At 36.2% G+C, this 25,560-nt stretch carries 22 protein-coding genes and 1 pseudogene; 18 read left to right on the plus strand and 5 right to left on the minus strand.

Annotated elements, in window-relative coordinates:
• Positions 1-4 precede the first annotated feature (4 nt).
• The 10 genes from recN (at position 5) to ACF3N8_RS08030 (ending at position 10,813) form a co-directional block, all read left to right on the plus strand.
• Positions 5-1,678: a DNA repair protein RecN gene (gene recN / locus ACF3N8_RS07985; RefSeq protein WP_238102069.1), complete on the plus strand. Its 1,674-nt coding sequence runs from the start codon at positions 5-7 to the stop codon at positions 1,676-1,678.
• Between the two features lie 16 nt (positions 1,679-1,694).
• Positions 1,695-2,591, plus strand: a complete 897-nt coding sequence (locus tag ACF3N8_RS07990; protein WP_238100778.1) for a phosphate acyltransferase — start codon at positions 1,695-1,697, stop codon at positions 2,589-2,591.
• Positions 2,592-2,707: 116 nt separating this feature from the next.
• A complete protein-coding gene (gene buk, locus ACF3N8_RS07995) occupies positions 2,708-3,769 on the plus strand; it encodes a butyrate kinase (RefSeq protein WP_238100777.1) in 1,062 nt (353 codons plus the stop codon).
• Positions 3,770-3,779: 10 nt separating this feature from the next.
• Complete coding sequence (gene lpdA / locus ACF3N8_RS08000) at positions 3,780-5,198, plus strand: dihydrolipoyl dehydrogenase (protein WP_238102068.1); 1,419 nt, start codon at positions 3,780-3,782, stop codon at positions 5,196-5,198.
• A 15-nt stretch (positions 5,199-5,213) separates the two neighbouring features.
• A complete protein-coding gene (locus ACF3N8_RS08005; protein WP_009382501.1) occupies positions 5,214-6,212 on the plus strand; it encodes a thiamine pyrophosphate-dependent dehydrogenase E1 component subunit alpha in 999 nt (332 codons plus the stop codon).
• The gene (locus ACF3N8_RS08010; RefSeq protein WP_009382499.1) at positions 6,205-7,188 is read left to right on the plus strand and encodes an alpha-ketoacid dehydrogenase subunit beta; all 984 of its coding nucleotides are present in this window, start codon (positions 6,205-6,207) and stop codon (positions 7,186-7,188) included. The genes ACF3N8_RS08005 and ACF3N8_RS08010 overlap by 8 nt, the downstream gene beginning before the upstream one ends.
• A gap of 12 nt (positions 7,189-7,200) precedes the next feature.
• Entirely contained in the window at positions 7,201-8,496 is a 1,296-nt protein-coding gene (locus tag ACF3N8_RS08015; RefSeq protein WP_238102067.1) for a dihydrolipoamide acetyltransferase family protein, read from the plus strand.
• Positions 8,497-8,570: 74 nt separating this feature from the next.
• Positions 8,571-9,008: a bacilliredoxin BrxB gene (brxB, locus tag ACF3N8_RS08020; RefSeq protein ID WP_009382497.1), complete on the plus strand. Its 438-nt coding sequence runs from the start codon at positions 8,571-8,573 to the stop codon at positions 9,006-9,008.
• Between the two features lie 14 nt (positions 9,009-9,022).
• Entirely contained in the window at positions 9,023-10,006 is a 984-nt protein-coding gene (locus tag ACF3N8_RS08025; protein WP_009382496.1) for an aromatic acid exporter family protein, read from the plus strand.
• Between the two features lie 561 nt (positions 10,007-10,567).
• Positions 10,568-10,813, plus strand: a complete 246-nt coding sequence (locus tag ACF3N8_RS08030; protein WP_009382492.1) for a hypothetical protein — start codon at positions 10,568-10,570, stop codon at positions 10,811-10,813.
• Between the two features lie 241 nt (positions 10,814-11,054).
• Here the strand turns inward: ACF3N8_RS08030 and ACF3N8_RS08035 are convergent, their stop codons facing one another.
• Positions 11,055-11,414, minus strand: a complete 360-nt coding sequence (locus tag ACF3N8_RS08035; RefSeq protein ID WP_017176499.1) for a hypothetical protein — start codon at positions 11,412-11,414, stop codon at positions 11,055-11,057.
• Between the two features lie 191 nt (positions 11,415-11,605).
• On the opposite strand from ACF3N8_RS08035, the gene ACF3N8_RS08040 reads away from it, so the two are divergent.
• Positions 11,606-11,848: a hypothetical protein gene (locus ACF3N8_RS08040; RefSeq protein ID WP_009382490.1), complete on the plus strand. Its 243-nt coding sequence runs from the start codon at positions 11,606-11,608 to the stop codon at positions 11,846-11,848.
• A 396-nt stretch (positions 11,849-12,244) separates the two neighbouring features.
• Here ACF3N8_RS08040 and prli42 read toward each other — a convergent pair whose 3' ends face one another.
• Positions 12,245-12,343 carry a stressosome-associated protein Prli42 gene (prli42, locus tag ACF3N8_RS08045; protein ID WP_017176500.1) on the minus strand — a complete coding sequence of 33 codons (99 nt, stop codon included), beginning with the start codon at positions 12,341-12,343 and terminating at the stop codon, positions 12,245-12,247.
• A gap of 135 nt (positions 12,344-12,478) precedes the next feature.
• On the opposite strand from prli42, the gene ACF3N8_RS08050 reads away from it, so the two are divergent.
• The 7 genes and pseudogenes from ACF3N8_RS08050 (at position 12,479) to ACF3N8_RS08080 (ending at position 22,411) form a co-directional block, all read left to right on the plus strand.
• Positions 12,479-13,588 (plus strand): M20/M25/M40 family metallo-hydrolase, encoded by a 1,110-nt coding sequence (locus tag ACF3N8_RS08050; protein WP_392449811.1) that lies wholly within the window; start codon positions 12,479-12,481, stop codon positions 13,586-13,588.
• 59 nt (positions 13,589-13,647) lie between these two features.
• Positions 13,648-15,054, plus strand: a complete 1,407-nt coding sequence (gndA, locus tag ACF3N8_RS08055) for an NADP-dependent phosphogluconate dehydrogenase (protein ID WP_009382487.1) — start codon at positions 13,648-13,650, stop codon at positions 15,052-15,054.
• 281 nt (positions 15,055-15,335) lie between these two features.
• Positions 15,336-18,113, plus strand: coding sequence for a type I restriction endonuclease subunit R (locus tag ACF3N8_RS08060; RefSeq protein ID WP_392449812.1), 2,778 nt, complete (start codon positions 15,336-15,338; stop codon positions 18,111-18,113).
• A gap of 135 nt (positions 18,114-18,248) precedes the next feature.
• Entirely contained in the window at positions 18,249-19,790 is a 1,542-nt protein-coding gene (locus ACF3N8_RS08065) for a type I restriction-modification system subunit M (RefSeq protein WP_392449813.1), read from the plus strand.
• The gene (locus tag ACF3N8_RS08070; RefSeq protein WP_009382483.1) at positions 19,783-21,015 is read left to right on the plus strand and encodes a restriction endonuclease subunit S; all 1,233 of its coding nucleotides are present in this window, start codon (positions 19,783-19,785) and stop codon (positions 21,013-21,015) included. Before ACF3N8_RS08065 ends, ACF3N8_RS08070 begins: the two co-directional genes overlap by 8 nt.
• A 178-nt stretch (positions 21,016-21,193) precedes the next feature.
• Positions 21,194-22,270 (plus strand): annotated as a pseudogene (locus ACF3N8_RS08075) (PD-(D/E)XK nuclease family protein); the annotation flags it as partial.
• 12 nt (positions 22,271-22,282) lie between these two features.
• Complete coding sequence (locus ACF3N8_RS08080) at positions 22,283-22,411, plus strand: hypothetical protein (protein WP_009382480.1); 129 nt, start codon at positions 22,283-22,285, stop codon at positions 22,409-22,411.
• Between the two features lie 431 nt (positions 22,412-22,842).
• On the opposite strand, the gene ACF3N8_RS08085 is transcribed toward ACF3N8_RS08080, so the two are convergent.
• The 3 genes from ACF3N8_RS08085 to ACF3N8_RS08095 all read right to left on the minus strand — a co-directional run bounded on the left by ACF3N8_RS08085 (position 22,843) and on the right by ACF3N8_RS08095 (position 25,257).
• The gene (locus tag ACF3N8_RS08085; protein ID WP_009385730.1) at positions 22,843-24,156 is read right to left on the minus strand and encodes an ISL3 family transposase; all 1,314 of its coding nucleotides are present in this window, start codon (positions 24,154-24,156) and stop codon (positions 22,843-22,845) included.
• Between the two features lie 200 nt (positions 24,157-24,356).
• Complete coding sequence (locus ACF3N8_RS08090; RefSeq protein WP_009382478.1) at positions 24,357-24,752, minus strand: type II toxin-antitoxin system PemK/MazF family toxin; 396 nt, start codon at positions 24,750-24,752, stop codon at positions 24,357-24,359.
• Entirely contained in the window at positions 24,742-25,257 is a 516-nt protein-coding gene (locus ACF3N8_RS08095) for a Panacea domain-containing protein (protein WP_009382476.1), read from the minus strand. Before ACF3N8_RS08095 ends, ACF3N8_RS08090 begins: the two co-directional genes overlap by 11 nt.
• Between the last annotated feature and the right edge of the window lie 303 nt (positions 25,258-25,560).

Here is a 25,560-nt window from a genome sequence, read left to right on the forward strand (position 1 = left end):
GAATATGCTACAAACATTATCAATACGCCAGTTTGCGATTATAGACGAACTGGAAGTTCATTTTGGCGATGGCTTAACGGTACTTAGTGGTGAAACGGGTGCGGGTAAGTCCATCATCATCGACGCGATTGGTCAATTAATAGGGGTACGCGCGTCACATGATTTTGTACGTCATGGTGCTAAGAAAGCGACTATTGAAGGTATCTTTGATATCGATAATGCGAAAGATGCTATCGCTATTTTAAAGGATATGGACATCGATGTAGACGAAGATTTCTTAATCGTGAAACGTGAAATCTTTAGTTCGGGTAAAAGTATATGCCGAATTAATAATCAAACTGTGACGCTTCAATCTTTGCGAAAGGTCATGCAGGAATTATTAGATATCCATGGCCAGCACGAGACGCAGTCTCTTTTGAAGCAGAAATATCATCTCACGCTATTAGATCAGTATGCTGAAGGTCAATATGATAAGGAGCTCAAACAGTATCATAAGACGTATGAAGCATATGTGAGTAAAAAGAAAGAGCTTAAGAATTTAGAGTCTGCTGACCAAGCGTTGTTACAACGTTTAGACTTAATGAAGTTTCAGTTCGATGAATTAAAAGAGGCCCATCTTAAAGAAGGAGAAATTGAAGACCTTGAGGCTGAAATAAAGCGGATACAAAACTCTGAACAATTGAGTTACGCGCTTAATAATGCGCACGTGGTGCTTACAGATGAGAATGCGATCCCTGATCGTTTATACGAACTATCAACGGAACTTCAAAATATCAACGAAATCATCCCTGATCAGTATCAAGAGCTCAAAGATCAAGTCGACCAGTTTTATTATCTGCTCGAAGATGCCAAACATCAGATTTATGATGAAATGAGTAATACAGAATTTGATGAGCAATATTTAAATGAATTAGAGTCACGTATGAACTTGCTTAATAACTTAAAGCGTAAGTACGGCAAGGACATTAAGTCGTTACTGCTTTATCAAGAAACGATCGCGGATGAGATTCATAAAATTGAGAACTATGAAGAAAGTTCAGCGGAACTACGTAAAGAGATAGAAGAATTGTACGATAAGGTCATTAAATACGGTGAGCAACTATCCAAGAAACGCCGTAAAGTAGCCCAAGAGTTACGCGACCATATTGTAGATGAAATCCAAAATCTACAAATGAAGGATGCAAACCTTGAAATTTCCTTCAAAAAGTTAGATTCACCATCTCATGACGGCTTAGAATTTATTGAGTTCCTAATTAGTCCGAATAAAGGAGAACCGTTAAAGAGCCTGAATAAAGTCGCATCAGGCGGGGAATTATCTCGTATTATGCTCGCGTTGAAAAGTATTTTTGTTAAATCTCGTGGTCAAACGGCTATATTATTTGATGAGGTGGATTCTGGCGTATCCGGTCAAGCCGCTCAAAAGATGGCTGTTAAGATGAAAGACATTGCAAAGCATATCCAGGTCATCTGTATTTCGCACTTACCACAAGTAGCAGCTATGAGTGACCATCACTTATTTATTTCAAAGGTTGAAAAAGATGACCGTACGACAACATCCGTTCAAGAGCTAGAAGGTGACAACCGAATTGATGAAGTCGCACGAATGATCTCAGGTGCACAAGTTACATCGATTACACGCGAGAACGCGAAAGAAATGATTGAACAAAATAGTCGCTAAGGAGCTGAACTAAATCATGCAATTTAAAGATGTATTAAATGATATAGACAATCTCAAAGGTCGCATCGGTATTGTTGCAGCAAACGATGAATCAACTTTAAAGGCAATGATTGATGTCCTACACCATACAAGCGCACAACTAGTTTTATATGATGTAACTGATACATCAGAAATGGTACGTTCATTCGATTTATCCCAATCAGATTACGAACGCATTGATATCAAGACATACCAAGATGAAAGTGACATGCTTGAACATGTTTTTAACGACATTGCGTCGAAAGAAATTGACGTCATCTTTAAAGGTAATATCACGACTTCAAAGATCTTAAAGGCCGTACTTAAATATGAAAAGCAAGTTCAAGACCAATGTTTCTTATCGCATGTAGCATGTTTCGATATCCCAGATTACCATAAATTACTTATGATTTCGGACGTTGCTTTAAACGTGTTACCAAGTGTTGAAGATAAGATGAACATGATCCATAACATTGAGCCCTTTGCGAGAGAAATCGGGTATACGTCATTAAACGTTGCGATGCTGTCATCTGTAGAATATGAAACAAAGAACATTCCTTCGACTATCGACGCGAAAGCAGTCGCTGAGCATTATCAACAACAAACGTCTGATGTGAATGTCGTAGTTGATGGTCCTTTCGCGTTTGATAATGCGATTGATAAGCACAGCGCGATCAAGAAGCAAATTTCATCCCAAGTAGCTGGTGAAGCTGACGTGATTATCGTGCCTCAACTCGACGTGGGGAACGCGATTTATAAGACATTAACGTATTTCAGTAATGCGAACGTTGCGAGCATTATCTTAGGGGCTTCATTACCGATAGGAATCACGTCTCGTGCCGATAGCGTTAAGAACAAGTATTTAACCGCTATTCTCACTTTAAAAGCCATTTAAATCAGTTACGTTTGTCGAATTGTAACTTAAATGATTGCACTCATTTACGAATACGTATAATTTTAAATTGGAAAACATATCATAGTATAATAAAAAACGGAAAGAGATTATTGCTTATGGAAACGAAAATTTTAGTTTTAAATTTAGGAAGTACATCTTCAAAAATTGCAATTTATTTTGATAATCAATGTGTCTTTTACGAAAACTTAAAACATGATATGGCGTTAACATCCTTGCCTTTATCCGAACAAGAAGGGAAACGTCTTGAAGAAATTCATGCACGCATACGTACAGAAGGCTATGATTTACATCACTTTGATGGTATAGCTTGTCGAGGCGGTCTTGTAAAACCGATTGAAGGCGGGGTGTATCATGTCACGAAAGAAATGGTTGCAGACCTTTCATCTTTTAAATATGGTTCCCACGCATCAAATTTAAGTGCCATGACTGGTTACACGTTAGGTAATATGTACGGTGTACCTGTTTATACACTTGATCCACCTGTAACTGATGAATTTATACCAATCTCACGTGTTACAGGTATTAAAGGTGTAGCCCGTAAAAGTGTTTATCATGCCTTAAACCAAAAGGCTGTAGCACGTATGTATGCGAAGTCCGTTAATCGACCATATGATGAGATTAATGTGATCGTTGCGCATATGGGCGGTGGCACAACAGTTGGTGCCCATCTTAAAGGCAAAGTTGTCGATGTGAACGATGGTTTACTAGGAGAAGGTCCAATGAGTCCAGAACGTGCAGGTTCAGTACCTAACGACGCGCTCTATCAATACGGCTTTGAACGACAGATGTCACCTAAGGACTTCAATCATTTCTTAAGCCGTAAGACAGGCTTCATATCACTTTGTGGTTCTAATGATGTTGAGTCTATATGTCGTGAGATGGATCAAAACGCTGAATATAAGTTAGCCGTAGACAGTTGTATTTATCAAGTTTCAAAGGCAATTGGTGAACGTTCAATTTCTTTAAAAGGACAGGTTGACCAAATTATTTTGACAGGTGGACTTGCTTATAACACTTATATAACAGACGAAATCAAACGTTACGTTGATTGGATAGCACCTGTTACGATTTACGCAGGTGAAAAAGAAATGGATGCTTTAGCCACACGTGTATATGATTTATTTATTGATCATGAAGAAGCTAAAGACTATCGTTAGGAGTTGAACAATGTCTAAAGAACAATACGATTTAGTCGTTATTGGCGGCGGTACGGCAGGTTATTCTGCTGCAATCCGTGCAAGTCAATTAAAAAAGTCCGTTGCACTTGTTGAAGAACATCAACTTGGTGGAACGTGTTTACATAGAGGATGTATTCCTACGAAAGCATTACTTAAATCAGCTAAAGTTTTAGATACGATTAAACATGCAAGTGAATTCGGTATCGAAACTGAAGCTTTTAAATTAAATGTCGACCAAATATTTGGCCGAAAAGATACAGTTGAGAACCAAATGTATCAAGGCGTCAAACATCTTATGAAGCAGAATAAAATTGACGTTTACCACGGACGTGGGCGCTTACTAGGTTCATCGATATTCTCACCTCAAAGTGGCACGGTATCTGTTGAATATGAAGATGGTGAATCAGAATTATTACCGAACCACCATGTATTGATTACTACAGGTTCTAAACCAATGTCACTACCTTTCTTACCATTTGACCATAAACAAATTTTATCGAGTGATGATTTATTACAAATGACGTCATTCCCTGATTCTATTGCGATTATCGGTGGTGGCGTGATAGGTATCGAATTTGCATCAATGCTTAATGACTTTGGTGTAGACGTACATATAATAGAAGGTAGCTCCTCGATTCTACCGAATGAGAGTCCGAGAATCGTTACGCAGTTGCGTAGGGCTTTTCAAGAGAAGGGCATTCATATTTATGAAAATGTCATGCTTGATGAAGACGCGATTAAACAAGGCGATACGGTTTCCATTCAATTACAAGACCAAACGATTGAGGTTGAGAAAGTGCTCGTTGCGATTGGTCGTGCACCTTTAACGGATGATCTAGGGCTTAATAATACGAAAGTTCAACTGGATGACCGTAACTTTATCCAAGTAAGTGACTACATGCAAACGGACGATAGTCATATTTATGCGGCAGGCGATTGCATTGGTCAACTTCAACTTGCGCATGTGGGTTCTAAGGAAGGTATCACGGCTGTTGAACATATGTTTGACCAACGTCCAATTGAAATCGATTATAACAAGATGCCTAAATGTATTTATGCGCAACCTGAGATTGCATCAATTGGTATGACCTTTGAAGCAGCGAAGTCTCAAGGCTTTAAGGCGAAGAAGCACAAAGTGCCTTTTCAAGCGAATAGCAAAGCAGTCATTGAAAGTCTCACGCCACAGGACGGTATGTGTGAAATGGTTGTTGAAGAAGGGTCTAATGAGATACTCGGTTTAAGTATGATTGGTCCTAACGTAACTGAACTGATTAATGAAGTTTCACTGCTTCAATTTATGAATGGTTCAACGTTAGAACTTGGTTTAACTACGCATGCACATCCATCAATCGGTGAAGTGCTTATGGAGATGGGTTTAAAAACAGAGAATAGCGCGATTCATGTCTAATAAGGAGGCAAATTGATGATAGATTATAAAGAAGTGGGTTTGACTGAATCAGATTTAAAGAAAATGTATGAATGGATGGATCTAGGTCGTAAGCTAGATGAAAGAATGTGGCTCTTGAACCGCGCCGGTAAGATTCCGTTTGTAATTAGTTGCCAAGGCCAAGAGGCAGCGCAAATTGGTATGGCATATGCGATGGAACAAGGCGATATTACGTCTCCTTATTATCGTGATTTAGCACTTGTGACGGCACTTGGTATGCCTGTTCTTGATACGATGATGTCGACGTTTGGTAAACGTGACGATGTCAGTTCGGGTGGTAAACAGATGCCATCACATTTCAGTCGTAAAGAAAGTGGTATTATTTCACAAGGTTCAACTGTCGCAACTCAAGTACTTCACGGTGTAGGTGCTGCGCTTGCGATGAAGATGGATGGTAAAGAGAACATCGCGTTAACGACTTTAGGTGAAGGTTCATCCAGTCAAGGTGACTTTCACGAAGGTTTAAACTTCGCTGGTGTTCATAAGCTACCTTTAATTTGCGTTATCGAAAATAATAAATACGCCATTTCAGTACCACAAAACTTACAATATGCGTCTGAGAAACTATCAGACCGTGCAATAGGGTACGGCATGCATGGTGAACAAGTCGACGGTAATGATCCTATCGCGATGTATAAAGTTATGAAAGAAGCCCGTGCACGTGCATTAGCTGGTGAAGGTCCATCGTTAATTGAAGCGATGTGTTCAAGATTAACACCCCATTCATCAGACGATGATGATTCGTACCGTACAACGGATGAGAAAGATGAAGACAAGCGTTTAGATTGTAACGTACGCTTTAAGCATTACCTCTTAGATAACGGTGTGTGCGATGAAGCTTGGTTCGACGAAGTTGATCAAAAGCACAAAGATATCGTTAATAAAGCGACGAAAGATGCGGAGAAATCAAGTTATCCATCTATCGAGGAAACGTATACGCATGTTTATGAAGAAGGGAGCTTCCAAAATGGCTAAAATTTCATATTTAGATGCGATTCACCAAGCACTTGATCAAGCTATGGCTAAAGACGACCAGGTTTACTTACTAGGTGAAGATATCGGTAAGAAAGGCGGTGTATTCGGCGTAACGAAAGGCTTACAAGATAAATACGGTTTATACCGTGTGCTTGATACGCCGCTCGCTGAATCTAATATCGTCGGTACTGCGATCGGTTCCTCTATGGTAGGTAAACGACCAGTTGCGGAGATACAGTTTGCTGAGTATATTTTACCTGCGACCAATCAAATTATGAGTGAAGCGGCTAAGATTCGTTACCGTTCGAATAACGATTGGAACTGCCCACTTACGATTCGTGCGCCATTTGGTGGCGGTATTCATGGTGCTTTATATCACTCACAAAGTATCGAAAGTGTCTTTGCATCAACGCCTGGTCTCACAGTTGTTATCCCTTCATCACCATATGACGCGAAAGGCTTATTGCTTGCTTCAATTGAGTCCAATGACCCTGTCTTATACTTCGAACATAAGAAAGCTTATCGCTTATTAAAAGAAGAAGTGCCTGAAGATTATTACACAGTGCCTTTAGGTAAGGCAGATGTAAAACGTGAAGGTAGCGATTTAACCGTCTTTACATATGGTTTATGCGTCAATTACTGCCTTCAAGCTGCCGATATGCTTAAAGAAAAAGGTATTGAAGTAGAGGTTGTCGACCTTCGTACCGTGTATCCGCTTGATAAAGAGACAATTATCGAACGCGCGAAAAAGACAGGTAAGAACTTACTTGTTACCGAAGATAATCTTGAAGGTAGCGTCATGTCAGAGGTTGCTGCAATCATCGCTGAAAATTGTTTATTCGACTTAGATGCACCGATTATGCGTCTAGCGGGTCCTGACGTGCCTGCGATGCCGTTCGCGCCGCCACTTGAAGATGAGTTTATGATGAACCCTGAAAAGATTAAAGCTAAAATGAAAGAGCTTGCGGAATTTTAAGGAGGGCCTACGATGGAAATTAAAATGCCTAAATTAGGTGAAAGTGTGCACGAAGGGACAATTGAACAATGGTTAGTTAAAGAAGGCGACACAGTTGAAGAATATGATCCGCTTTGTGAAGTTATCACAGATAAAGTTACAGCCGAAGTGCCATCTTCATACGCGGGTACGATTACTGAAATTATCGCAATTGAAGGAGAAACCATCGAAGTTGGAACAGTCATTTGTAAGATGGTGGTAGAAGGTGATGATAGTGCGGACAATGAGCCAACGTCTGATGCCGAGGATGCACAATCTGAAAGTCCGTCTCAAGACACTTCCTCTTCTGAAAAGCCAAATAAAGATAATCAGGCGCAAACGTCTAAACCTGCTTCAAATCAACCTAAGAACAATGGTCGTTATTCACCAGTTGTCTTTAGATTAGCGTCAGAACATAATATTAACTTAGCCGATGTTGAAGGTACAGGTAACTTAGGACGTGTTACTAAGAAAGATATCGAACGTGTTATTCAAGAAGGCCCAAGTACAGCTATTGATCAAACGAGCGCTGAGCCATCATCTCAAGCACCACAAAGCACACCTACAACAGCTTCAAGCGATGACCATGCCAATGCTTCAAGTATTCCAGTAGATGGTGTTCGTCGTCAAATCGCGAACAAGATGGTACAAAGTGTTACAGAAATTCCACACGCATGGATGAAAGTAGAAGTCGATGCGACAGAGCTTGTTAAAACAAGAAACCATTACAAGAAAGACTTTAAAAAGAACGAAGGCTATAACTTAACGTTCTTCGCCTTTTTCGTAAAAGCAGTCGCAGAAGCCTTAAAACAATTCCCAATGCTTAACAGTAGTTGGCAGGGTAGCGAAATTAAAGTCCACAAAGACATCAATATTTCTATTGCGGTCGCTTCAGAAAACAAGCTTTTCGTGCCTGTGATAAAGCACGCCGATGAAAAGTCCATTAAAGGTATCGCGCGTGAAATCGACAGTTTAGCTCATAAAGCACGCAATAACCAATTAACACAAGCCGATATGGAAGGTGGTACCTTCACTGTGAATAACACAGGTTCATTCGGTTCAGTCTCTTCAATGGGTATTATCAATCACCCTCAAGCGGCTATCTTACAAGTCGAATCAATCATTAAACGCCCAATGGTCATTAACGATATGATTGGTATTCGTGATATGGTGAACTTATGTATCTCAATTGACCATCGTATCTTAGACGGTTTAATGGCCGGTCAATTTATCAACTATATTAAAGACCGTATTGAGTCATATACCATTGAACATACGCAAATCTTTTAATTTGGCTAATTGAATAACGCCCTTCAATCTAGTAAAATTAAATTAACACTAACAGTAATAGAGAGGGGTTTACCATGGATTTAAATTTTGATTTATATATGAATAACGTGGTTGAACAAGCACGTAATGAAATAGAAGCAGCTGGCTACGAACAGCTTACAACAAGCGAGGAAGTCGACAAAGTCTTATCACAAGACGGTACAACGCTTGTAATGGTTAACTCAGTTTGTGGTTGTGCTGGCGGTATCGCACGCCCAGCAGCGCAACACGCATTACACTATGATGCATTACCAGATCGATTAGTAACTGTATTCGCTGGTCAAGATAAAGAAGCAACTCAAAAAGCACGTGAATACTTTGAAGGCTTCCCACCATCAAGTCCATCATTTGCACTTGTTAAAGATGGTAAAGTTCAAGAGATGGTAGAACGTCATCAAATCGAAGGCCACGAAATTATGGATGTTATCAACCAACTTCAAGCCTTATTCGATAAATATTGTGAAACGAAATAATAAGGAGTATCGCCATGTTACGTTTAAATCCATATCGCATTGGATTTAGGACCATTAAAACGGCGATCGGTATGGCACTAGGCGTCATAATTGCTAAACTTATAGGTTTAGATAATTTTGCATCTAGTGCCATTTTAGTTGTACTGTGTATTAAAGATACGAAAGTACATTCATTAAACGCCATCGTTTCACGTTTTATATCTTGTCTAATTGCGATATTACTCGGCTTTTTAATCTTTCAGCTACTTGGTCAGTCCGCCATTGTACTCGGACTCATTGTCTTAATTTTTATTCCATTGACCGTTTCTTTAAAAGTCCAAGAAGGCGTCGTAACGAGTATCGTTATCTTATTACACATCTTTAACGCGAAGACACTCGACTTTAATCTTATAATCAACGAAGTGTTATTACTCTTTGTAGGTCTTGGTATCGCATTCTTAATGAACTTAATTATGCCGAGCTTAGACCGTAAGTTAAAGGACTATAAAAATCGTATTGAATCAAGTTTTACAGAAATTCTCATGCAGTTTGGTGAGCATTGTAAGCACCCAAACACATCGCCAAACTTCTCATTCAATACAGTTGAAACGAATATAAAGAAAGCGAAATCATACGCTTTCCGAGATGTTAAAAACCATTACGTACGTAATGAAAACTCATATTACAATTACTTTAATATGCGTGAAGAACAGTTAGATGTACTTAAACGTATACAAGCCTTAATCGGCGAAATTAGCACTGATGATCCAATACATCAGGATATTGCGCAGCTTTTCCAAGAGATCGCACTGAACGTGAATAGTAATAACTACACGTTATTACGTTTACACTCGCTATATGAAATCAAACTCAACCTTGAAAAACACGATTTACCTAAAACACATGCTGAGCTAAAATCTCGCGCGAGCATCATACAGATCTTGAATGAAATGGAAGTTTACTTAAAACTTAAATCAGAATTTGGGTCACTGAAACATCATAATCAAGTCATCGTATAAAGATAGGAGTGAAGGACATGTACTTTCCGAAATTCAATAAGATACAATGGGTAGGATTAGTTTTATTAATTATTGCATTAATAATTCTAATCATTCAAAACGTTATGTTTTTAACTGGAGCTACAAATGATTCTTCCTTTTTATTTACTATAGGCCTTATTTTAGGAGGATTACCGTTATTCATTAAATCAGATAAAATTTCTATTGTTTTAAACTTATTAGCATGCATTTTTATGGTTGCTCATATCATTTTACTTTTTATGTGAGGGTGATAGAAGTGGCATTTAAGGAATTTGACAAATACCTATGGATAGCATTCATTTTGTATACGATTATGATTGTCCTTAGCGTAGTCCACGATGTGATGGCTACGTTTGGACTAGCCAAAGATCCTAATTATTTTCTAACATTGGGCTTTATCTTTATAGGTGCCTCTATGATAATTAAAAACCGTTAGATTTCTTTCACTTTGGGATTAATCTCATGTGGATTCATGGTTATAAATATGATGATTTAGTCTTAAAAAATCGATCCCGTAGATAAAGAGAAGGGAGTTCATTTATGAGAGAACTAAATAAAAAAGAGAAAGTTTTATATGGATTAACGACGCTTGTAATAATAGCTGGAGTTGTGAAAGGAATTCTAAGATTATTCGGCGTAGTTAATGAATCAAACTTACTCGTTACGGTTACTTTAACTTGCATGTTAATTGCTCAGGTCGCTAAATCTGAAAGAATTTCCATTATATTTAACGTATTAATGATTATATCAGGTATATCATTGTTTATATGGGGCGATATCATTTAATGAATGAAAAGGCGAAGCGTCTGGGGTTTGAGCTCCAGACGCTTCTTTATTAAAAGAGGGAAAAGATTGATTAAGATTTGAATTGAAACTTGATGGTGAAACTCTAATCAAGTCTCATGCTCTTTCAAACTTGATGACGAAACTCTAATCAAGTCTCAGACCCTCTGGAACTTGATGAGCAATTCCTAATCAAGTCTCATTATAGAATATGTCATTAAGTTTTTATTCTTATGCGTATACTTTAATGAATCAACCCTATTTCTTGTATTTCATAATCCCACGAAAAAGGGGATTGATCGAATTTAACTTGAATCTCGGCTGGTTCGCCGTTTAAATCAATGCGGTAATAACCAATATCATCACTACCTTGATTGTCGCTATTTAAATGAAGGTTTACATGATCAGCTTTATTAAGTAAACGAGCTGTAGTTTTATCATTGCTCATTTGGCTTAAATGAGTGTTATCGTGTTTTTCAACATACGAATTAATTTGTGTCTCACTGGATTTAATCACCCAATAGTCGTAGAAAAAGAAAGCAAGAAGTAAGTATAAAATAATGAGTAGTAGGATAGTACCGCTAATATAAGATAAAGTTTTCATAAGTTGTCACCTGAATTTAAAATATTTATTATACTTCATTGTAGATTTTATTTAAGTACTATTTCAATTAATAAAATTTAGATTATTTCGTAACATTATTTAGCCAGCCATTATATTAAGTCTATAATTTTTAGAAAAACTATGTTAATTTATAAATACCTTATACATTATTTCTCACAAGGAGTATCTCTATGGATGAGTATGCAAAAGAGCATAAAGTTTTAACAACACTTTTAGGATTAGTCGTTATAGGCATGTTAGTATTAGATATACTTAATACCGTTGGGATTATTCACGGTGAAGCAAACTACTTACTAACTTTCAATACAATATTTGTCTTCTTAGCCTATATCGTTGAAAGCAGAAAGCTACAAATCATTTTTAGTACAATAGCATTAATATTTATAATAGTTCATATCATTATTACTCATTAAATATTGTTGCGTCTAGGGTTTGGTACTCCAGACGCTTCTTTATTATTAAGGGAAACGATTGATTATGATTTTATTTGAGACTTGATGGTGAAACTCTCATCAAGTCTCAGGCCCTTTGAAACTTGATGACGAAACTGTAATCAAGTCTCAACCCCTTCCAAACTTGATGGCGAAACTCTAATCAAGTCTCAGACCCTTCCAAACTTGATGAGCAACTCCTAATCAAGTCTCAGGCCCATCCAAACTTGATGGCGAAACTCTAATCAAGTTTCGCTACGGCACGTAACCTCCATTTTCAAGAAAATCCCTCAAACCAATCAAAAAAGCGACAACTGATCTAGCCTTAACACTAGAACAAGTTGTCGCGTCGCTCATTTTATATTATGATTTCTTAATTTATCCCATCATTGGCGCTAAGCTGGATAATAATAGCGCTACTACTACTGCGATTAACATCACAATAACTACGATTCTACGTATGTTTCCGTTTCTCATATTTGAACCTCCAAAATATTATCTTGGTATTATTATACCGAGATTAATTCATGAATTCTAGTACATTTCGTGAAACCGTCGTGTTAAGATATATGCGTATGCAACCATAAGACGAATAGAGATAAGGATGAAAATATGAACAAAGCGCGTCTACGTAAAACTTTCATGGAACTCGTTCAAATCGATTCTGTATCAGGTCACGAAGGTCAGCTACAACGTTATTTAAAGCAAGCATTTGCCGAATTAGACTTTGAAGTACAAGAAGATGACGCCATGAACGACACGGGTTTCGGTGCGAACAACCTCATTTGTACGCTTGAAGCGAATGCACCGTATCAGCACGCGATGTTGTTTACGAGCCACATGGACACGGTTCAACCAGGTCAGAACGTGAAACCTATCATTCAAGACGGTTACATATATTCAGAGGGCGAGACGATACTGGGTGCTGATGATAAAGCAGGCATCGCAGTACTCCTCGAAACATTTAAAACGATTCAAGAAGACGCACTCCCGCATGGTAAGATTCAAATCCTGCTCACAATTGGCGAAGAGTCAGGGCTTCTCGGAATCAAAGCGCTAGACCCTGACATGATTAAGAGTGATATGGGATTCACGCTTGATGCTACGAAACCAGTAGGCGAAACCGTTATCGGCGGACCTGCACGCACGCATTTTAAAGTGACGATTATTGCTCCCCCTGGAAAAGCCCAACTCAGTGCCACTCAAATCGCAAGCAGGGTCATCCAACAACTTGAACTTGGAACAATCGACGAACAAACGAAAGTAACGCTCATGAAAATGGGCGGTGAACCGTTCGCTAAAAGCGACGCGGTACGACTTGAATTTGAACTTAAGTCCTTCTCAAATGAAACTATTAGACAAGTCGCACGAACAATGAAGCAAACGATTGAAGAAACTACTTCGATGCTAAATGCGAAAGCACTGATGGAAATAATCGAACTCTATCCAGCCTTCAAAGTTCAGGAAGATACGAATGTCGTGACCATCGCTGAAGAAAGTGCTAAGCGTATAGGACTTGAACCAGAAACATCTACCGTACTAAGCGGGTCAGATGGTACAATTCTAAACCAATACGGGCTTGAAACGGTTATCCTTGGTGTCGGCTTTGAAGACATTCATACGACATCTGAAAGAATCGCGATACAAAGCCTAGAGGATTTAACGAGGCAAACGCTTGAAATAATTGCGCTAGGGCTTTTCAAAGAGAGTGAATTAATATGAAAGTTGTGTTCGAAATATGGTACAATCAATTTGAATTTATAATAAGAGAGGTATGACAAATGACACAAGATATTGGTGTAATCGGATTAGCAGTAATGGGTAAAAACCTTGCGTGGAACATCGAATCACGCGGCAATACTGTATCTGTATATAATCGTTCTAGAGAAAAAACTGACGAAATGATTCAAGAATCAGAAGGGAAGAACATTGTTCCAACGTATTCTCTTGAAGAATTTGTGCAATCGTTAGAAAAGCCTCGTAAAATTTTATTAATGGTAAAAGCAGGCCAAGCTACTGATGCGACAATCGATCAATTATTACCTTTATTAGATTATGATGACATCTTAATCGACGGTGGTAACACGAACTATAACGACACGATCCGTCGTAACAAAGCTTTAGCTGAAAGTGGTATCAACTTCATCGGTACAGGCGTTTCAGGTGGTGAAATTGGTGCGTTAACTGGACCTTCGATAATGCCTGGTGGTCAAAAGGAAGCGTATCTTAAAGTGAAAGATATCTTAGAATCAATCGCTGCGAAAGCTGAAGACGGTGAACCATGTGTAAACTACATCGGTCCTAATGGCGCCGGTCACTATGTGAAGATGGTGCATAATGGTATTGAGTATGCGGATATGCAGCTAATTGCAGAAAGTTATATCTTAATGAAAGATTTATTAGGTATGACGCACACTGAGATCTCAAATACGTTCAAAGAGTGGAATCAAGGTGAGCTTGAAAGTTACCTAATTGAAATCACTGGCGATATCTTTAGTAAAGTTGACGATGACGGTAAAGTGCTCGTTGAACAAATTATGGATAAAGCTGGTCAGAAAGGTACTGGTAAGTGGACGTCTATCAATGCATTAGAACTTGGCGTACCTTTAACAATCATCACTGAATCTGTATTCGCGCGTTTCATTTCTTCATTAAAGGATGAGCGTACAAATGCTTCAAAAGCCCTTCACGGTCCTAAAGCAAACTTTGAAGGCGATAAAGCAGACTTCTTAGAAAAGATTCGTAAAGCCTTATACATGAGTAAAATTTGTTCATACGCTCAAGGTTTCCACCAAATGGCTGAAGCAAGTAAAGCTTACGAGTGGAACTTACAACTTGGCGAATTAGCGATGATCTGGCGTGAAGGTTGTATTATCCGTGCGCAATTCTTACAAAAGATTAAAGACGCATATGACAACAATGCAGAACTTGAAAACTTATTATTAGACGATTACTTCAAAGACATCGTGACAACATACCAAGATAGCTTACGTGACGTTGTGGCAGAAGGTGTTAAGAACGGTGTAGCAACACCTGGTTTCTCAGCAAGTATTAACTACTATGACAGCTATCGTACAGAGAACCTACCAGCTAACCTTATCCAAGCACAACGTGACTACTTCGGTGCACATACGTACGAACGTAAGGATAAAGAAGGCGTCTTCCATACAGAATGGAACAAAGGATAAATTAATATTAATTTTTGAAAATCGGGGCGACACGTCGCTCCGAATTTTTTTATATCTAAGTCCCGAACTTCATATTGAAGTTCAGGGCTTTTTATATACCTATTAATTATCAAGCTTCAAGCTACTTTATATACTATCTGCATAAATTCATTTAAATTCTAAGAAGCTTTATATTTTGATATAAACTTAAACACAATTTTGCTATACTGAATATAAATATAAATATAATTGTCGTAAATGTAAGATTTATGATTTTAACTTTTATTTTATGGGGTGGCGGTATGGCATATCAAAGCGAATTACAACTTGAAAATGATGTATTACAGCGTTTGAGTGAAATCGGCTATGAACGCGTGAACATCCATAATAAACAAACTTTAGAAGCTAATTTTCGTCAAATTATTAATGATAGACACCGTGATAAACTCGATGGTAAACCTTTATCTGACAAAGAATTTGAACGATTAATGCTTGATATAAACGGTAAAAGTGTATTCGATAGTGCATTGATTTTGCGAGACAAGTACGTCTTAAAGCGTGACGATGAATCTATCGTTTACCTCGACTTCTTAAATAAACAGAAGTGGTGCAAGAACACGTTTCAAGTCGCAAACCAAGTGAACGATCGCAAAGACTATCGCAGTCGCTATGACGTGACAATCCTGATTAATGGTCTACCGCTCGTGCAAATTGAGCTTAAACGTAGTGGTGTTGCTATTACTGAAGCGTTTAACCAAGTGAAGCGATACCACAAACAAAGTTTCACAGGTTTATTCCGATACATACAACTCTTCGTCATTAGTAATAAAATGGAAACGCGTTACTTTGCAAATAGTGATAAAGAACTTCTTAAAGGTTTTATGTTTTATTGGAGTGACGAAGCCAATAAACGTATTAATCACTTAAAAGATTTCATAGATGCTTTCTTATCGCCATGTAAGCTCGCTAAAATGATAAGTCGTTACATGATCGTTAACGAAGCTGATCGTATACTGATGGCACTTCGTCCGTATCAAGTTTATGCAGTTGAGGCATTGATTAATCAAGCGCTTGAAACAAACAACAATGGTTATATTTGGCATACAACTGGGAGCGGTAAAACACTAACGTCTTTTAAATCAAGCCAAGTACTTGCTGAAGAACCAGATATTAAGAAAGTCATCTTTTTAGTCGACCGTAATGATTTAGATGACCAAACATTAAGTGAATTTAATAAGTTTCAAGCTGATTCGGTAGACGATACTGAGAATACGAAGAAATTACTCGAGCAATTAGCAAATCCGTCTCAAAAATTGCTTATCACTACGATTCAAAAAATATCACATGCGATTAAAAGCGGTGACGATATTCTAAAACGCTATGAAAACGATAAAGTGATATTCATTATAGACGAATGCCATCGTTCTCAATTCGGTGAGATGCATCGCTTAATACGTAAACAATTTAAGAATGCGCAATACTTCGGGTTTACAGGTACTCCGCGATTTGAAGAGAATAAGAGTAATGACGGGCGTGCAACGTCAGATATATTTGGACGCTGCTTGCATACGTACTTAATCAAGGATGCGATTCGAGATGGTAACGTATTAGGTTTCTCTATAGATTACATGAATACACTTGACGTTAAGGATGAACTCGATGAGAGCGAAACTGCAGATAAGATCAATACAGAAGAAGTTTGGATGGCTGATGAACGTTTGAGTCAAATTATGCGTCATATTGTAGATCATTATGACAATAAAACTGTAAACCGAAAGTATACAAGTATCTTAGCGGTCCAAAGTATCCCTATGGCGTTAAAATACTATAATCTTTTTAGTCAAGCTAAGGCGCAAGGGTTACATGATTTAAATGTTACAACGATATTTTCATTAAGACCAAATGAGGATGTTAAAGAAGACGACCGAGAAGCAACACGTGATGCTTTAGAAAGGGTCATGCAGGACTACAACCTCATCTTCGATACGAATCACTCGACAGAGAATACGGATAGTTACTTTAAAGATGTATCGAAACGCATGCGAGAAGTAATCCCTGGTCAAAAAATTGATATCCTTATCGTCGTTAACATGTTTTTAACTGGCTTCGATAGTCGTAAACTCAATACCCTTTATGTAGATAAAAATCTTCAATTCCATGAGCTTATTCAAGCTTATTCACGTACAAATCGGGTCGAAAAGGAAACGAAGCCTTATGGCAATATCGTATGTTATCGAAACTTAAAGGCGCGTACGGACGAAGCTATTGAAATCTTTTCACAAACCGATAATACGGATTTAGTTCTTGAACCTCAATATCAAGATGTTTTAAACGAGTTTAAAGACTTAGTTGATCAATTAAACTTAATTGCGTCGACACCAGAGTCCGTTGACTTACTAGAAGGTGAGGAAGAACAAAAAGACTTTGTCTTAACTTATAGAAGAATGCTAGGTTTGCTTGAGCGACTTAAGATGAGAGATGACTACCAGGCTCGTGATCTAGGTATTTCAGAACAAGACATTCAAGATTATAAAGGTAAGCATCAACATATTTACGACCGCGTGATCAAGCGCCGAGATTCAGATGCGGTATCTATACTTGAAGACATTGATTTCAAGATAGAGATGTTACACAACGACGTCATAAATGTTCAGTACATACTCGACCTCATTCAAGATATTAATTTAAGGGATATAGTCGAGCGCGATGAACAGCGTAAGCAAATTCATAACATGCTTAAGAAAGCAATCGATGATCAAGTTCGCCTTAAGGCTGACTTAATTCGAGAGTTTATAGATGAAGTTGTCCCTCAACTTGAAGTTGGAACAGATATGAATGAAGCTTACCTTAACTTTGAAGAGCAAGCTAAAGTTCAAGAAATTCACGACTTCGCAACGGACACAGATTTCTCACAACGTGAACTGACGTCGCTATTAGACGAGTACGAATTTAGCGGTAACATCAACCGTAATCAAGTTGATTCAAAGCTTAAAGGAAGTTTTATTAAACGCAGAAAGAAGATTGATAAAATAACGAACTTCATTAAAGAAGTCGCAATTAAATATGGATTAAGTGGTTAGAAGATAGCTTTTATTACTATCACTTTATGAAAAGCATTATTAAGAAGTGAACAATGAACCCGTTAGAGACATAGAAAACACGGCTTCGTCGTTCAACGGGAGGAAATACAGGTGTCTATAACTGAATAACAACGCATGCAACAGGCAGAACTTCAGAAGAAATTATGGAGTATCGCGAATGATCTGCGTGGGAACATGGATGCAAGTGAATTTAGAAACTATATCTTAGGATTAATCTTCTATCGTTACCTTTCTGAGAAAACGGAACGAAAAGTGGAACACATGTTAAACGATGATGAAGACGATGGTATCTCTTACGAAGAAGCGTGGGAGAACCCTGAGTATCGAGAGGCAATCGAAGAAGAACTCATCAAACGTATTGGCTTCGTTGTAGAGCCTCAAGACTTATTTGGTCATTTAATTACAAAGATCGAACACCAAACTTTCGAAATAGAAGATCTTCACCGTGCAGTAAATAAGATAGAGGAGTCAACTAAAGGTGAAGAAAGTGAAGATGACTTCTATCATTTATTCGAAGATATGGACTTAAATTCTACGCGCTTAGGTAATACTAACGCCACACGCACGAAGCTTATTTCTAAAGTTATGATGAATTTATCAACATTACCGTTTAATGATGGCGATGTAGAAATTGATATGTTAGGCGATGCTTATGAGTACTTAATCGGTCAATTTGCGGCAAACGCTGGTAAGAAAGCTGGCGAATTCTATACACCACAACAAGTGTCTAAAATTTTATCTAAAATTGTAACGACTGATAAAACGGATTTACGTCATGTTTACGACCCTACGTGTGGTTCAGCATCATTATTATTACGCATAGGTCGTGAAGCAAATGTACGTGAATATTACGGTCAAGAATACAATAATACGACATATAACTTAGCACGTATGAATATGTTACTGCACGATGTGAACTATACACGCTTCTCTATAGAGAATGGAGATACACTTGAACAACCGGCATTTGAAGGTAAGAAGTTTGAAGCGGTTGTCGCAAACCCACCATACAGTGCCAAGTGGAGTGCTGATTCTAAATTCCTAGATGATGAACGTTTCAGTAATTATAGCAAACTCGCGCCAAAATCTAAGGCTGACTTTGCGTTCATTCAACATATGATTCATTACCTTGATGATAATGGCACAATGGCTGTTGTTTTACCTCATGGTGTCTTATTCCGTGGGGCAGCAGAAGGAACTATTCGTCGTTATATGATTGAACAGAAAAACTATTTAGATGCGGTAATCGGATTACCTGCGAACCTTTTTTACGGTACGAGTATTCCTACATGTATCTTAGTATTTAAAAAATGTCGTAAATCAGAAGATGATGTATTATTTATTGATGCCTCTCAGTCGTTCGAGAAGGGCAAAAATCAAAACCACATTACTGATGAAGATGTCGATAAAATAGTTGACACATATCGCAATAGAGAAGCTATCGATAAATTTAGTTACAACGCCACTTTACAAGAAATCGAAGAAAACGACTTCAACTTAAATATACCACGCTATGTTGATACATTCGAAGAAGAAGAACCAGTGGATCTCAATAAAGTTCAACAAGAACTTAAAGATATTGAAAAAGAAATCGCTGAAGTCGAGAAAGAAATACAAGGTTACTTAAAAGAATTAGGAGTCGCTAACCATGACTAACGATAAAAGAAAAGTTCCAGAACTACGATTTCCAGGATTTAAAAATGAATGGGAAGAGGGTTTAGTAGGTGACAATTTTACTTTTAAAAATGGGATTAATAAAGGTAAGGAATATTTTGGACATGGTATACCAATAATAAACTTTAAAGACGTATATAATAATAGAGCTATCTATTTCGATAATTTAGAGGGAAGGGTAGAAGCTAGTTTATCTGAAATCAAAAACTTTTCTGTTAGACAAGGTGATGTTTTTTTTACTAGAACAAGTGAAGTTATAGAAGAAATAGGTCTGCCAGCTGTAGCAATGTCAGACATGGGTAGTACGGTTTTTAGTGGATTTGTATTGAGAGCTAGACCAAAAGATAATTGCAATCTATCCAGTGATTTATTTAAAAAATATGTTTTTATTACGAACTTGTTTAGAAAAGAAATGATGATAAAAAGTTCTATGACTACGAGAGCATTAACTTCTGGACAAGCTATAAGTAATATGAAATACATGTATCCTAAACAACATAAAGAACAACATATACTTGGTAATTTTTTTAGCAAACTCGACCACTTAATCGAACTTGAAGAGAAAAAACTTGAGTTACTTGAACTACAGAAGAAAGGGTACATGCAACAAATCTTCTCCCAAAAGCTACGATTTAAAGATGAAAATGGGAATGATTATCCTGAGTGGGAAGAGAAGAAATTAAGCGATGTAGCATTGACATATAGTGGAGGAACCCCAAGTTCTATAAACAAAAGTTTCTATAATGGTACAATTCCATTCATTAGATCTGGAGAAATTGGTGAAATTTCAACTGAACTTAAAATAAGTGAAAAAGCATTACAAAATTCTTCGGCTAAAATGATAAAAGAAGGCGATATTTTATACGCATTATATGGAGCTACCAGTGGGGAAGTGGCGATAAGTAAAATCGATGGTGCAATTAACCAAGCAATCTTATGCATACGAACTGATGAATACCCTTCTTATTTATACTACTATTTGAAATACAAAAAAAATCATATTATCAAGACTTTTTTACAGGGTGGACAAGGAAATTTATCAGCAAAAATTATTAAAAGTATCCTAATAATATTGCCGTCACTAGAGGAACAAGCTTATATTGGTAATCTTCTAAGCAAAGTAGATAATCTAATCAATCTTAAAGAAAAAAAAGTTAATTTACTTAGACAACAAAAACAAGGTCTTTTGCAAAAAATGTTTATTTAATAATCATTATATGATTAAATAAATACAATGCTATACAAATTTAATCTTTTAAAGAAGTGAAAATATGACAGAAAAAGAAATATCATTACTAAAGTTTATGAAAGATATCGCTATTTTAGACAACTTAAACCACTATACGAAAAACTTTAATGCATTTTAGGTATTAGGTGTAGTAAATACGGAGATTCGTCACAGTAACGTGCTTGCTTGGTTATTTAGTCCATACGAAAATCACAATCTACGGGATTCGTTTATGAAGAAATTTCTGCATATATATGTAGACATTACATTGAATGAACTAGATAATTTTAACTATTTAGAACTACTAATAGCTGATAATAGTGACTTAAAGGTTAGAAGAGAATGGGAACACATTGATTTATTGCTTATATCAGAGACCAATAAGATCATTGTTGCTATCGAGAATAAAGTTTATAGTACCGAATCTGAAGGTCAATTAGAACGTTATACTCAAGTACTTAACCATGAATTTGAGAATTATCAAGTATTTAAGGTTTATCTTACACCTGAGGGTGATTTAAGTTCTATCCCCGATGAATGGGTAAATATGTCTTATGCCGATATTATACATGCTATTGATAGTATTCTTCAAAACGATCTTTCACTTGATTCAAAGGTTAAAGACTTTTTATCTCAGTACTTAGATATTTTAAGGAGGCATATTTTGACTGATACGAAACTTGAAAAAATATGTAGAGAAATCTATTTTAAACATAAAGATGCTTTAGATTTAATATATGAATATAAGCCTGATATAAATAGTGATATCAATCACGAACTCACTGAAATTATCAAAGAAAATGAACATATCATAATGGATGATTGCAATAAATCATATATTAGATTTACTACAAATACGTTAGATGATTTATTAAAGGAATATCAAACTGTGCAAAGATGGACATCAACTCAGCGCCCATTATTATTTGAGATTAAAAATTTTCCTAATAGAGTAAGTTTACATTTAGAATTAGGTCCTGGAGAAACTGAATTAAGAGAAAAAATACATCATATCACAAGTGAGAATTCACGTATTTTTAGAAATCAACGTAAATTATCCCAATCTTTTACAAATTTATATACTAAAAATTTAGCAACTAATAATGAACTTAATGGTGAAGACCACCACAACCTTATAAGTTTTGTGACGGATAAATTTGTTAAATTTATTGAGAATGAACTTCCTAGGATTGAAGAGAAAATTATTAATGGGTTTAAAGATGACACGCTATAGGAGTTAATTCACATGGGGGATATTAAAGAACTCTATGACAGACTTATGCAAAATTTAATGTCATTGGACGATGATGTCCGACTAAAAGAATTAAAATTCTATAATGCCTTCAAACTTATTAAAAACTTTGTGAGCGTTTAGGTCTTTCTAAAAAAAGCGTTTTAGCTTTATATTTAAAAGTTAAGTTAGACAGTGCTGAGTTTATAGAGGTTTTTAGTAGTGACGTGACAGATATAGGGCATTAAGGAACAGGTAATTTTGAGATTAGAATTAGTAATGATAATGAACTTGAAAAAGCCAAAGTTTATATTGAGGAAAGCTATGAATCAAGTTAAAGTTATAGTTATGACACAAGATTGATTTAAAGTAATACTACTTATAAGGTTAAAACCATGACAGTTCTAAATAATAAACTAATTTAATAAAAAAGGCTCTACGTCAAATTCGGTTGGTAAAACCGTAGACGAATGATTTGCTTTTCGCTTTCCTGTGGCGCTCGTTGGGAGCTAAAGCTTCGCTTGGATCTCCCTTACTCACAGAGCCACGGGAGTCTTCAAGCAATCATTCTACACCTATGCTACTTCATGCATAGGTGTTTTTCTTTGTCTAAGTTTATATAAGCGTGACATGAGTAATATTCTGTCTCTAAAGTTTGCGTAATTTCTATAACCATAAGCATTTCTTTTAAGTAATTTTATTTTATTATTTATGCCTTCAATCGGACCGTTAGTTATCATAGGGTGATTTAAAGTATTACATATGAAGGGTAAATACTTCATAAATGATCGCAGTACTCTCATTAAACCTTCTGAAATGTGGTTTTGACGAGATTTATACAGTACTGATCGAAATAAATCAATATCATTATGCTTCAATGCCAGTATTAATTCTTGTCCTATCTCGTAAGTGTTATTGAGCGTATTATCGTTAGATAATAAGTACGAAACGATGTCTTTTTCAGTAATTAAAGTTTTGAATAATCGATGATATTTATAGTTTATAGCGTTAAGATTTAACTTAGGTTTTAAAAGTAGTTTCCAATACCGTTTATATTTATTGTAAAGTGGGCGCCTATTACGTCTAGCTTGATTCATGACTTTAACTCGGGTACGGTTAATCTCACGATTAATTGCCTGAACGATATGAAATCTATCAATAATAACTAAAGCATTAGGGAAAACATCTGATATTAGATCCATGTATGGTTCATACATATCTATACATACTGTCTTAACGCGCTTTCTTGCGTAAAGATCAAACTTCATGAAGTAGTTTTTGAGGTTAAACTTTCTTCTATCACTGACAATGTCAATAATTTGATGAGAAGTACTGTCACAATAGATGAAACTCATTGAAGCATCAACATTTTTAACGCTTTTGAACTCATCCATCATAATGTGCTCAGGCAAATGCGAACCTACTTTATGTCTAATTTCATCAACGGTTTGTTTAATGATTCGAACCACCGTAGGTGATGATACACAACAAGATTCGGCAACAGATTTAATGGAACGTACTTCTCTAACTTTGTCAGCTATAAACATTTTCAAGTTGTTAGATAAGCAACAATACTTATCTACTATAGATGTTTCAGCTACAAAAGTTCGATTACAATTGTGACACAAATAGCGTTGCTTCTTTAATTCTAGTAGACATGGAAACCCACTTAGGCGTGGTAATTTAACATTAATTACTCGAAATCCATGCTTTATAATAGTGCGTTGATGATTAGTGATACCACAGTGTTGACACTTATCAGCTTTGGAAGAGAGAACCCCATAAAGCATTATATAGATTCTTCCTTTTATTTCTTTTTCATCAGTCTTTTCCTCGATGACTAAATTTGGTTCTTTCAATCTTAAGAGTTCTGTTATAAAATTATTCACAGGCGCATTATCTCCTTTTTGTTAGTTTGGTCACTTACAATTATAGAGATAAATGCGCTCTTTTAGTACAAAAAATAATTCGGCTAATGACCTCGAATGAGGTCACCAACCGAATTTATTATAGAGCCATAAAAAATTATAAGTCTGAATTAAGTTATGATTTAAGCCCTACAACTAATTAAGGTTGTAGGGCTTTATATTTAGAAGAGCGTTTTACTAAATTTATGATATTTTTGTTCTATTATAAGATAAGTTTGGTAGTCTAATAATCTTAAATTACAGATAACCTTATTATGTACGTCTCGACTGTTAATTGTTGTAGGTTTATGAGTTCGTATAAAAGAAAGGTTATTTTTTAAGTTATACTTTCTACAATCTTTAGAACTTATCTCATAATCGAATTCAAGACTAATTTTAGATTTATCTGAAATCGAAGAAAGGGGCAAGACAGTAAAATCACATGGTAAAGTTTTTAATTCAGCACCAATAATTAAAACTGGTCTAGCTTTATATGCTATTTTTTTATCTTTAATGTTGTAGTATGGTAATCGCGTTATGGCGATAATACCTATATAATCTGAAGCATCATTCCACACATCTAAATTCCTCTTCATCAATATCGTCAAACTCATCTAAATACATATCGTATAAATGATCATAAATTCTCATATTTTCAGCGTCTTTTCTTATATCATCTATTTTGAGTGAATAATACCCACGTTGGTTGGTTCTCATACCTTTCCTGCTATTCTTCCATGATAATTCTTCATGAGACATTTTGCTTAGCGTATAAGAATCGTATTTACCATATGTGTGAACGGTGTTATCAATAATGTATGTTTCTGTAGCATTTAATTTAAAATCACTAAACTCTTCCTCTTTAAAATGCTTAAATATATTTCTAAGTGAAGGTAATACAGGACCGTAAACCCATCCTTCAAACTTCTCGTTAAATAGTGTTTCACCAGTCAATACTAATGATGTTTTTTGGGCGAAATACATAAGTTTGTGGGCTTTCATTTCATCACCGATTAAACTTTCACCGGTTATACGTTCATGTGCTTTAACGAGTGCTTGTAAAATTTCATAAGTGCGTTCCATGCATATCCCTCCTCAACTATATAATACAATATAACACGTACAATATGATAAAAAATCTATTAAAAAACTTAATAAATTTTAATCGTAAAAAAATAGCCATTATGCAGCAACATAATGACTAAATAGTTGTTGGTAAACATATCAGCGAATTTCACGGTTCCATATGTTCTAAACTCTAACACCTAGATCAAGGTCAAAGAGACTAGGTGTTTTATATAAATGAATTATATTACATATCACTACTAAAAATCAACTCAAAGCTAATTAAATTTCCTAACTTTTAAATATTATTTTATACTTTTA

It is taken from the genome of Staphylococcus massiliensis, from assembly GCF_043186315.1.
In the GTDB taxonomy this organism is placed as follows: domain Bacteria; phylum Bacillota; class Bacilli; order Staphylococcales; family Staphylococcaceae; genus Staphylococcus; species Staphylococcus massiliensis.